Annotated in this window: 8 protein-coding genes; 5 read left to right on the top strand and 3 right to left on the bottom strand. The window is 64.1% G+C overall.

All coding sequences use genetic code 11. The features are described 5' to 3' along the window. Nucleotides 1-146: 146 nt before the first annotated feature. From VLE48_09110 to VLE48_09100, 3 genes are read right to left on the bottom strand one after another with little or no spacing between them, the layout of a single operon-like run. Entirely contained in the window at nucleotides 147-2804 is a 2658-nt protein-coding gene (locus VLE48_09110) for a protein kinase (GenBank protein HSA93155.1), read from the bottom strand. Between the two features lie 21 nt (nucleotides 2805-2825). Then, complete coding sequence (locus VLE48_09105) at nucleotides 2826-4598, bottom strand: amidase (GenBank protein HSA93154.1); 1773 nt, start codon at nucleotides 4596-4598, stop codon at nucleotides 2826-2828. A gap of 44 nt (nucleotides 4599-4642) precedes the next feature. Continuing rightward, on the bottom strand, nucleotides 4643-5647 hold the full coding sequence (locus VLE48_09100; protein ID HSA93153.1) for a hypothetical protein: 1005 nt from the start codon (nucleotides 5645-5647) through the stop codon (nucleotides 4643-4645). 718 nt (nucleotides 5648-6365) lie between these two features. Here VLE48_09100 and VLE48_09095 point away from each other — a divergent pair. The 5 genes from VLE48_09095 (at nucleotide 6366) to VLE48_09075 (ending at nucleotide 10268) form a co-directional block, all read left to right on the top strand. Then, complete coding sequence (locus VLE48_09095; GenBank protein HSA93152.1) at nucleotides 6366-7205, top strand: prohibitin family protein; 840 nt, start codon at nucleotides 6366-6368, stop codon at nucleotides 7203-7205. Nucleotides 7206-7243: 38 nt separating this feature from the next. Continuing rightward, nucleotides 7244-8215 carry an ABC transporter ATP-binding protein gene (locus tag VLE48_09090; protein ID HSA93151.1) on the top strand — a complete coding sequence of 324 codons (972 nt, stop codon included), beginning with the start codon at nucleotides 7244-7246 and terminating at the stop codon, nucleotides 8213-8215. Between the two features lie 77 nt (nucleotides 8216-8292). Continuing rightward, entirely contained in the window at nucleotides 8293-9048 is a 756-nt protein-coding gene (locus VLE48_09085; GenBank protein ID HSA93150.1) for a metallophosphoesterase family protein, read from the top strand. Between the two features lie 60 nt (nucleotides 9049-9108). Beyond that, nucleotides 9109-9687: a ribonuclease HI family protein gene (locus VLE48_09080; GenBank protein HSA93149.1), complete on the top strand. Its 579-nt coding sequence runs from the start codon at nucleotides 9109-9111 to the stop codon at nucleotides 9685-9687. Then, complete coding sequence (locus tag VLE48_09075) at nucleotides 9684-10268, top strand: hypothetical protein (GenBank protein HSA93148.1); 585 nt, start codon at nucleotides 9684-9686, stop codon at nucleotides 10266-10268. The genes VLE48_09080 and VLE48_09075 overlap by 4 nt, the downstream gene beginning before the upstream one ends. The last annotated feature ends 192 nt before the right edge of the window (nucleotides 10269-10460 follow it).

Below are 10460 nucleotides of genomic sequence, written 5' to 3'. Positions count from 1 at the left end.
GACGACAAGCTGCCCAATGCCAGGATGTCCATCGCCCAGGCCGTAGGCCACAAGCCTATGGCCATGGCGGAGTGGAAGAACTACGAAAAGAAATAGCCGTGCTCCAGCGGACCTACGGCAAAGCAAGAGCTCGCTTCGGCGAGCTCTTATTTCTTCAGTCCCGCCGGCCAGTTCAGCACCAGGGTCATGCTGGGCGGCTCGGATTGTGTTGGTTCGGGAATCAAAAGCTGGCGGCCGTCCTCGGTAGCATCGAAGCCGTTGTCGAACGCGAAATTACGGGGCAACGGAAAGAGCGCGCGGGGTGTGCCCGTCTGCAGTTTCAGCCCCAACTGCACAGAGACCGCCATAAGCTGCCGATCGAGATTCAGATAGAACAACTCTTTGCCGTCGCGCCGCCAAACCGGCCATCTTCCGCCGCCGCTTGAGATCTGGGTTCCTTCACCGCTTCCGGAGAACGGCTGAAGATAGACCTCAAACTGTCCCGACTCATCTGAGGCGTAAACGATCCAGTGGCCGTCAGGAGAGAAGCGGGCGTAGCTTTCGTTGAATTTCGTCTCCCGCAGCGGGGTGGGTTTGTGCTCGCCCGAAAGAGGCAACCGTAAAATATCCATTCCCGTTTCCCGGCTGTCCCGCCCGAACAACAGGTAGCGTCCGTCGGGCGAGACGTCCGTAGCCAGCAGCACTCTGCTTGTGGCGCCGGTGAACAAGGTTTCCTCTTCGCCGGACGCACGGGCGGGCTTGGCATAGATGCCGCCCTTTCCACCCACCATCGTGTCGTAGTAGATATGGCTGCCGTCGTGCGACCACACCGCCGTGGCGCTGGCGGGAAAAGAATGCTGTGTCAGGCGCTGCCAATGGTTGCGTTGCAGATCGTACGTCCACAAGTCGCCGGTATGCGTGAGCCAGTCGTAACTTCCCGCAACCACCCGAGTCCCATCCGGGGAAAGTCGCGGCTGGACGTAGTCGGTGGAATCGGGGATCACACCCAGTTGCTTGCCGGATCGGTCGCGCCACACCAGTTGCGTGTGATCCGGATTCTGGATGAAGTAAGCCAGCACGCCGTTTTCTGACGCCGAATATGCCGCTCCTCCATGCAGTCCTACGAAATGCAGCTGCTCTTTGACCAAGGGTATGGCTTCGCCGCTCAAGCGCTGGGATTGGGCGTCGAAGGGCTGCGTCATCAGAATCCCCTGGCGTGAAAAGAGCAGGTATCCCGGCGCAGAATAGTAGGCGTTCGAAGCGTCGCGCAGCAGCGGCCGGGCCTCGACGGAATCCAGGCTTCCGACCAGCACCTCATGAATCTTGTCACGCGCCAGCGCGGTGAACAGGAAATGCTTCCCATCGGGGAGAAAGTTCGGCCAAGCATGCAAAAACACTTTTCCTCCCGGATCGAACTTTGTTGCCGGCTTGGGAGCGCAGTCTTCCGAGGTGATGCGCAGGATCGGCCCCCCCTCCATGCTGGTCAGCAGAAACACGCCCTCCCGGTTCCAGGTGGCGCTGGCGGCAATGATGTGGTCACACACGGTTTCTGGCAAGCCTCCGAGCACGGAGACGCGCTTGAGCTTGCCATCGGCGAAGAATCCGACCCACTTGCCGTCGGGCGACCAAAAGGGCGCTTGCGCACCTTCCGTGCCTTCCGGGCGCTGGCCTGCCAGCGAATCCAGCGAACGCACCCAGAGGAAGCGCTTTCCCGAATCTTCCACGCCGATAGCCGCCAGGGAGCGACCGTCGGGAGAAAGAGCGAGGTCGAACTGGTCGAAGTGCGCGTTCTCCGGGGGCGGGAGGGAGAACCGCACCACCGCCGGGACGGCGGGAGCACGCCGCACATATCCCACGCCCAGCGCAATCGCCAGCAACGCCAGCGCCGCTGCGCAACCCCAGGCGATGCGCTCTCGCCGCTTGCGTCGGGCCGCCACCGGCACCGGCACGCCCGCTTCCGATCCCGCTTCCGCGATCCACTTCAATTGCAGCAGCACGTCATGCGCGGTCTGGATGCGTTCTTCGGGATCCTTTGCCAAACACGCCTTCACAACCCGTTCCAGCGCCGGAGGTGTCAGCGGCTGCAGTTGCGCGATGGGCGGCGGCTCCGAGGAAAGAATGGCGGCGATCAGGCTGGCCCGCGTCTTGCCTTGGAAGGCCGGGCGTCCCGTCGCCATTTCATAGAGCACGACTCCCAGCGCGAAGATATCGGCGCGCGCGTCCGCTTCCTTGCCTTCCAGAACTTCCGGCGCCATGTACTGGAAGGTGCCGACGACGATTCCCCGGTCGGTCAGCTTCTGGTCCTCGGTCACCAGCTGCGACAGGACCGTCGTCATGGGTGCCGCAACCTGTGCCAGCTTGGCCAGACCAAAGTCCATGAGCTTGACGCCGCTCTTGGTCAGCATGATGTTGCCCGGCTTCAGATCGCGATGCACGATCCCCTGACGGTGCGCCTTGTCCAACGCATCGGCGATCTCGCGGCCGTACTGCAACAACTGCTCGGTGGAAAGCGCACCCCGTTGCAGGCGATGGGCCAGGGTTTCGCCTTCCAGGTACTCCATGACCAGAAAGTCGGTGCCGTCCTGATGGCCGACGTCGAAAAGGGAACAAATGTGGGGATGATTCAGGCTGGAGATGGTGCGGGCTTCGCGCTCGAAGCGTTGCCGCAATTCCCGATCGCCGGCCGAGGCGGCCGGCAGCACCTTGATCGCCACCGTACGGCCCAGGCGGGTATCACGGGCGCGATAGACTTCGCCCATGCCACCGGCGCCCACGGGCGACTCGATCTCGTAGGGTCCCAGCCGCGCTCCCCCTGCAAGGGCCATGGGTCAGCTCACGTGCGGGGATTATAGTGCGGGGGGCGACTCCGCCGTAGCGGGTTTCTCGGTCGGCGCTTCCAGCTTTGGGCGCTTCCGATGCCACTCGGTGGCTTCCTGGTATGCCCGGGCCACGGCCAACATGGTGGCTTCTCCGTAGAGGTTGCCCAGGAACGTCAGGCTGGTGGGTGTTCCGTCGGTGCGGAAGCCGTTGGGCAGAATCACCGCCGGATGGCCGGTCAGATTCGTCGCAATCAACTGCGGTCCGGTGGTGGGCGCCACCACCACATCCACGCTCTCGAACACCTTGGCCATAGCTTGCTGGCCCAAGGTGCGGGCGCGGCTGGCGTTCACGTATTCGACCGCCGGAATGAAGCGGGCGACGCGGAAGATGTTCGGCCAGTCGTTCTCCTTCTGGCCGACCAGGAGCTTGTCGCGGCCGCTGCGCGTCAGCTCGTCGAACGCCGCGGCGCATTCCGATTCGAGCATGGTGAGCATGGCGTCGTACGGCAATCCGGGCAACTCCACTTCGATCAGCTTGATGCCCAGCCGGGAAAAGACTTCGAGCGCCGCCATGTCGTGGCGCATGGCTTCTTCGCGTCGCGCCTTGTCTTCGGGTTTTTCTTCGCGGTCCTTGGGTGGCTTGCGGTCGAACTGCGCCCGGAAGTACCCCACGCGCAGGGTGCGCGGATCGAGCGAGGCGTCCCAGTTGAAGGGCAGGTCGCGCACGGTGCGATCGCGGCCGTCGGGGCCGCGCATGGCGTCGAAGACCATGGCGCAGTCCTCCACGGCGCGGCAAATGGGGCCGAGCTTGTCCATGCTCCAGGAGAGCGCCATGGCGCCGGTGCGCGGCACGCGCCCGAACGTGGGACGCAACCCGGTGGTGCCGCAGCGCGTGGAAGGCGAAGAGATCGAGCCCAGCGTCTCCGATCCGACGGCGAAGGCCACGCAACCGGCGGCGGTGGCCGAGGCCGAGCCCGCCGAAGAGCCGCTCGATCCTTGCTCGGGCTTCCAGGGATTGCGGGTCATGCCCCCGAACCAGACGTCGCCCAGGGCCAGCGCGCCCAGCGTCAGCTTGGCAATCAGCACAGCTCCGGCGGCGTCCAGCCGCTTCACGACTTCGGCGTCCTCGTCGAAGGTCTGCTGCTCAAATCCATTGGCGCCCCAGGTGGTGGGATAGCCTTTCACGGCCAGCAGGTCCTTGGCGCCCCACGGCAGTCCGTGCAATGGGCCACGCCAGCGGCCGCGGGCCAGGTCGCGGTCGGCTTCCCGGGCCTGCGCCTGGGCGCGGTCTTCGGTGAACGCGACCACGAACTTGAGCAGCGGGTCGTAGCGCTTCAGCCGCTCCAGGTACATCTCCGTCAGCGCTCCCGACGATACCTTGCGCGCCCGCACCAGCGCGGAAAGTTGCCGCGCACTCCAGAAAGCTACGTCTTCCAGATCCTTGGGCACAGCGCTGGTGCTCACAGGGCTCAGGCGCATGCGCCGCTTCGCGGTCGCAAACTTCATGCCCGGCAAGACCGGATCGAACAGCAGTGACGGTGCTACCGAGTTGGCGAGCTGCAACTTGCGGATGGCCTCGAAGTTCTCAATCTGCTCATTCAGACCCTTGACCATCAGGTCCTTGTTCTCGTCGGCGATCTCGATGCCGGCCAGGTTGGCGGCATTGGCGATCATTTCCTTGCTGACTTCCTTCTTGCCCTCGGCGGCCGCCCACAGCGCGCCGGGGAAGAGCGTCGAAGTCACACCGAAAGTGGAAAGAAAGGAAAGAAAAGCGCGGCGATCCGAGAGCAGCGTAGACATGGCGGGGGATTATAGCGCTGGCCGGCGGCAAGGGATTGGAAGGGTTAGTCGGCCGGCGGCAGGCCCCAGGAGAATCTGCCGGCCTCGGTTTCGGGGTCCTTCTCCGAGCGACGCGAGAGCAGGTAGTAGTTGGTTTGTTCGAGCGTGTCGCCCACTTTCATTTCGCGCAGCGGGCCCAGAGTCTCCAGCTCGATATAGGGCAGGGGATCGGGATTGGTCCAGACCTCTACGCTGCTGCCCTGGTCGGGATAATCGGCCTGCGGTTGCCGGCGGTCGGTCATGACGGCCAGCACATACCGGTGGTCCATCCATACCAGGTGCTCGCCATCGGTGCCGATCTTCGTACCGCGGGCGGGATCGCGCGTGAGCGAGAGCCGGTTCGGTCCCACCGTCAGGTCGCGGGGCGGAGCCTCGGTCAGCGGACGGTAGCCCTGCGGGTTCCGCGAATCGCGCGGAACGAAAACGCGCTCGGGTTCGTCGAGCTGTGTGATTACCCAGACGGAGACGCGCACCGGGGCGCCGCGGACCTTCTCGTAGATGGTGGTGATTCGCATGCCCGCTCCGTCGGCGTCCAGGCGAATGCGCCGGCGCACGCGGATGCCGTACGCGCGGCTGACCGATGAAACCAATTCCACCTCGCCGCGCCCTAAGCGCGCCTTCACCGGCATGGCGTCGAAGGTGGCTGGCGGCGGCCACTCCCGGTCGGTCATCCGTTTCCAGTCGGCCTGGGGAGCCGGCCAGCTCTTGTCGCCGCCGAAGTTGATCCATTCGCGTGAGTCCGGATCGGGCTTCTTCCCGTCCAGAAGGCGGTTCTCCCAGAGGGGGCCATCTTCCTCACCGGCGAAGCGAAACTGCATCACGCGCCCGATGTTGGGCACGACCACCGCCTCCACCTGTCCGTTGCTCAACAAGATGGAGCCGGGCCAGCCGTGGTAGGTGATGCGCCGCGTGGCAATGGAGTTCGCCGGCCGCTTCGTCGCCTGAGGCGGCGACGCAGGGGCAGCCAGCGTTCCCAGCAAGAGGAGGACGAGTGCGAAGCGAAAGCGCATGACCAGACCATTATCCGGCGGAAAACCGGCGCGCGAAACAGAAGGGGGCAAAAACTAAGGACCCCGAGGTTCTGTCGAACCTGCTGTCCTCGGCCAGTAGCTCGCGTTAGACCCTTGCCGACCTGCTTTCGCCGCTTCCTTGCGGGTTGCGACGCGCGATCCTTAGTCAGGGTTTCCCCTGAAGCTCGGGCTCCGGGCTCACCGCCAACCGGGACAACCGGTCAACGCCTCGGGGTCCTATCTTGCCTTTGACTTCGTTTCCCGTTCCTCTCGACCAGCAGCTCGCTTGTTGACCCTCACCGACCCTCCGCGCTGTCACCTCGAGAGCGACTGCGGTGATACGGCTCGAGCCCCGGACTCACCACCAACCGGCGAAACTAAGAAACTGTCAAAGAACGGGTGCCTTTTTACTCTTCCTGCAAATGGAGTCAAGAGAAAATACGCACCTGTATCATCTGTGTTTACAATAAGTTGCAGGTCGTCCACAGGTGGACGCCGCGAGAAATGTGCAGTTCGCGCGTGCCATGCGATGCAGAGCCGCCAACAGCGCGGTTTGGGTCGTTTCGCGATTGTGAAAATCCAGGGAAAATCCACGCTGGAACCGCTGAACGATGTCCGCAGACGCGCCCTCACATACTTTGGTGAGTCGATTGCGCGGGCCGATTTTGGCCACGGTGGCAAACTTGGGCGCATACAATCGCGGGAAGGAGGAAGAGACATGCGTGATTTCGAATTCTCCCGCGATCGAGTGGTGGACGTGGGTGGCAGTGCCGCGCGCCTGGTGATAGGCGTCGTGGTCGGCCTGTTTCTGATGATTCTGCTGTGGTCGGGAGTCGCCACAGTGCCGACTGGACACGTCGGAGTGCTGACGCTGTTCGGCCGGGTAACGGGCGACGTGCTGCCCGAAGGGATTCACCTGGTGAATCCTCTGAAAGCCAATCACATCATGGAAGTGCGCACCCAGCAGATCAAGGAAACAGCCAGCGTGCCTTCGAGCGAGGGCCTGGTCGTCGGATTGGACACTTCCCTGATCTTCCATCTGACGCCCAGCGAGGCCGCCAAGGTTTACCAGTTCATCGGACCGGATTACATCGAGCGCATCGTGGAACCGACGCTGCGCTCGGCCATCCGCTCGGTGACCGCGGCCCACTCAGCCAACGCGCTCTACAGCAGCGCCCGCGAACAAGTGGCGGACCAGATTCGCAGCGAACTGGAGCGCGACCTTGGCAAGCGCGGCATCGTGGTGGAGGCGGTGCTGTTGCGCGACATCCAGCTTCCGGCCACGCTCAAACAGGCCATCGAAACCAAGCAGCGCGCCGAGCAGGAGTCGCTGGCCATGTCCTTCCGTTTGCAAAAGGAGAAGCAGGAAGCCGAGCGCAAGCGCATCGAGGCCGAAGGCATCCGCGACTTCCAGCGCACCGTGGCCCAGGGCATCAGCGACCAACTGCTGACATGGAAGGGCATCGAGGCCACGGAAAAGCTGGCCGAGAGCAACAACAGCAAAGTGGTGGTGATCGGCAATCCGAAGAACGGACTGCCCATCATTCTGGGACAGTAGAAACGCTGCGCGCCGACGGCGCTGCTACCATACTGCGCGTGTCCACGCTGCTTGAGGTCCGCGATCTCACGGTCGAGTTCCCCGCGGTCGGCGCGTGGCACGCGGCGGTGCGCGACCTGAGCCTGCAAATCTCCCCGGGCGAGACCCTCGGGCTGGTGGGTGAGTCCGGCTCCGGCAAATCGGTAGCGGCGCTCTCTCTGCTGGGCTTGCTGCCGCCGCAGGCTCGCGTGCGGGGCCGGGCTTCGCTCGACGGACAAGACCTTTTCGCCTGCACAGAAGAGGAGATTCGCCGGGTGCGCGGGGCGCGCATCGCCATGGTCTTCCAGGAGCCCATGACCGCGCTCAACCCGGTGATGCGCGTGGGCGACCAGGTCGCCGAGGCGGTGCTGGCGCATGACCCCCGATTCGACAGGGCCGCGGCGTGGCAGCGCGCGGTCGCGTCGCTTTGCGACGTGGGCATCCCCGAACCCGAGCAACGTGCCCGCGACTATCCCTTCCAGCTCTCCGGCGGGATGCGCCAGCGGGTGATGATCGCCATGGCCATCGTGAACCGGCCACAACTGCTCATCGCCGACGAGCCCACCACCGCGCTCGACGTCACGGTGCAGGCCCAGATCCTGGACCTGCTCAAGGAGCTACGGCAAAAGTTCAGCCTGGCCATGCTTTTCATCTCGCATGACCTGGGCGTGGTTTCCCAGGTGGCCGACCGCGTGGCTGTGCTCTACGCCGGATGCCTGGTGGAGTCCGCTGCCGCCGGCGACATCTTTGCCCAGCCGCGGCACCCCTACACGCGCGGGCTGCTGGAATCGGTGCCCACGCTGCGCACCGATCGCGGCCGTCCCCTGGCTTCCATCGAGGGCACGGTACCGCCCATCACCGCGCAGCCACCCGGTTGTCCATTCGAGCCCCGCTGCCCGCTGCGCGAGCCCGAGTGTGCCGCAGCCCTGCCTCCGCTCGAAGAAGCGGCTCCCGGGCACCTGGTGCGCTGCCCGGTGGCGCTCCGCCGGTAACCCTTGGCTCGTGACGCTGGTCACGTCGCCGTTTGCGGCGGGTGATTTATAATCGCGCGATTCGAACGACAACCCCTGTGCGCCTATTGCTGATCGCCGATATTCACTCCAGCCTCGAAGGGTTCGAGGCCACGATGGCCGCAGCTCCGGCGCACGACGTCATCGTCAACCTGGGCGACGTGGTGGGTTACGGCGCCGCGCCCAACGAGGTCACCGATCGCTGTCGCGCGCTGAAGTGCCTCACCGTGCGCGGCAACCATGACAAGGCTTGTTCCGGGGTCTCGGGGGTCGAGAGCTTCAATCCCATTGCCGGCCTGGCCGCGCTCTGGACCAAGCAGGCGCTTACGCCCGAGAACCTCGATTGGCTCAAGCAGCTTCCCCAGGGCCCGCTGAAGTTGGATTCGCTCGCCGACGCGCAGTTCGTGCACGGCTCGCCGCTCGACGAGGACGAGTACGTCATCGTCATCCGCGACGCGGTGGAGCCCCTGCTGCGCAGCGAACTGCCGCTGACCTTTTTCGGCCACACCCACATCCAGGGCGCGTTTTCCCTCGAGGCCGACGTGGTCGAGACCATCCGCCCGAACTATCGGTTGCCGAACGAAAAAGAGAGCTACCAGATTCCGCTGCGCAAGACCGCCCGCTACCTGATCAATCCCGGGTCGGTCGGCCAGCCTCGCGATGGCGACCCCCGCGCCGCCTTCGCTCTGTTCGACAGCTCCGACTACAGCATCAGCTTCCATCGCGTGCCCTATGACATCGGAGCGGCGCAGAAAAGAATCCAGGCCGCCAAGCTGCCCGAGCGCCTGGCCACCCGCCTGGCCGATGGAAGGTAAGTAAGTGGCCAGTGGGTAGTTCTTTCGTCTCCCCTTCGTGGTTTGCTTTACACTCGCCCCATGTCCCGTCCGGCACGTAAGCCCGGCTCGCTGTTTGAGGCGCACGACAGACCGGCCGCAGGGCCTCCTGCCGGTCACATCGTCGCGCGCGTCGATGGCGGGTCGCGCGGCAATCCGGGTCCGGCCGCCTACGGGGTGATCATTGAGGACGCTTCCGGCAAGAAGCTGGCCGAGTTGAGCGAGTACCTCGGGCAGAAGACCAACAACCACGCCGAGTACTGCGGTCTGATCGCCGCCCTCGACTACGCCCGCGCGCACGGCCAGAACGCGTTGCGCGCGCTGGCCGACTCGGAACTCCTGGTGCGCCAGATGCGCGGCCAGTACAAGGTGAAGAGTCCCGAACTGCGGCCGCTCTTTGAGCGCGCTAGAGCGTTAACCGCTCAACTCGACTGGTTCGTTATCGAGCACGTGCCGCGCGAGCAGAACCGTGCCGCCGACCGCCTGGCCAACCAGGCCATGGACAAAGGCTCGGGCAAGCCCAAGCCGGCAGAAGTCGGTGGCGTGGTGCGAGGAGGCGTGGTGGTGCTGGACCAAAATCTCCCCGAAGGCGCGAGGGTACGTGTGCGCACGGTTTCATGAGTGCGAGGCAGGACAGCAAGGGCTCTTCCGAAGCGCGACCCCAGGTCAGAATCCAGGACTTCTATTCCGACTATCTGCCGCCATTCGACGCTCGGGCCGTCGTTGCTCGCTTGATCGATGCTGTGCCGGCCAAATATTTGCGGCGGCTTGATGCGATTGTGCTGACAAATCAGGGCTCGCTCTCCCGGGACCGACGGCGCTCACCCACAATGTCGCGGAAGCGCAAGGTTAGGATTAGGGATGCCGCTGGTTTGTACCATCAGGAATGGCAGGGCAAGCCCGCGTGGATCGAAGTGTTCGTAGATCGAATCATCGGGGACAGTGAACGGAGCGTCCGCTGGAGGATTCCACTTGTTCGCGAGATGTTTGTAGGTGAGGTCGTCTATCACGAACTCGGGCACCACGTACATAAGGTTCTAAGACCCGAGTTCCGTGAGCGCGAAGACGTAGCGGACGATTGGTCGACGCGCTTTCTTTCGGCCTACATTCGCCGCAATTACTGGTACTTGCTTCCGGTCGCCTACCTCATCAAGCTAGTCCTCCGGGTCGGGCGCGCATTGGGGCTTGTGAAACCTGACTGATTCGTGTTTATCAGCGTTCACCCGCCGAAAGAATCTTATTTTCCGCCCAGTTCCCGCTTCACGATCTCGCTCACCGTCTTGCCCTCGACGCGTGTCCCGGCGGCCTGGAACCGGCTCATGACATTCTTCATGACCGCGCCCATGTCTTTCATCCCCGGCGGCGCTCCTGAAGCCGCGCCCATTTCGCCGATC

The sequence above is a fragment of the Terriglobales bacterium genome (assembly GCA_035454605.1).
Taxonomy (GTDB): Bacteria; Acidobacteriota; Terriglobia; order Terriglobales; family Acidobacteriaceae; genus DATMAB01.
This window is presented reverse-complemented; position numbering and strand designations above follow the sequence as displayed.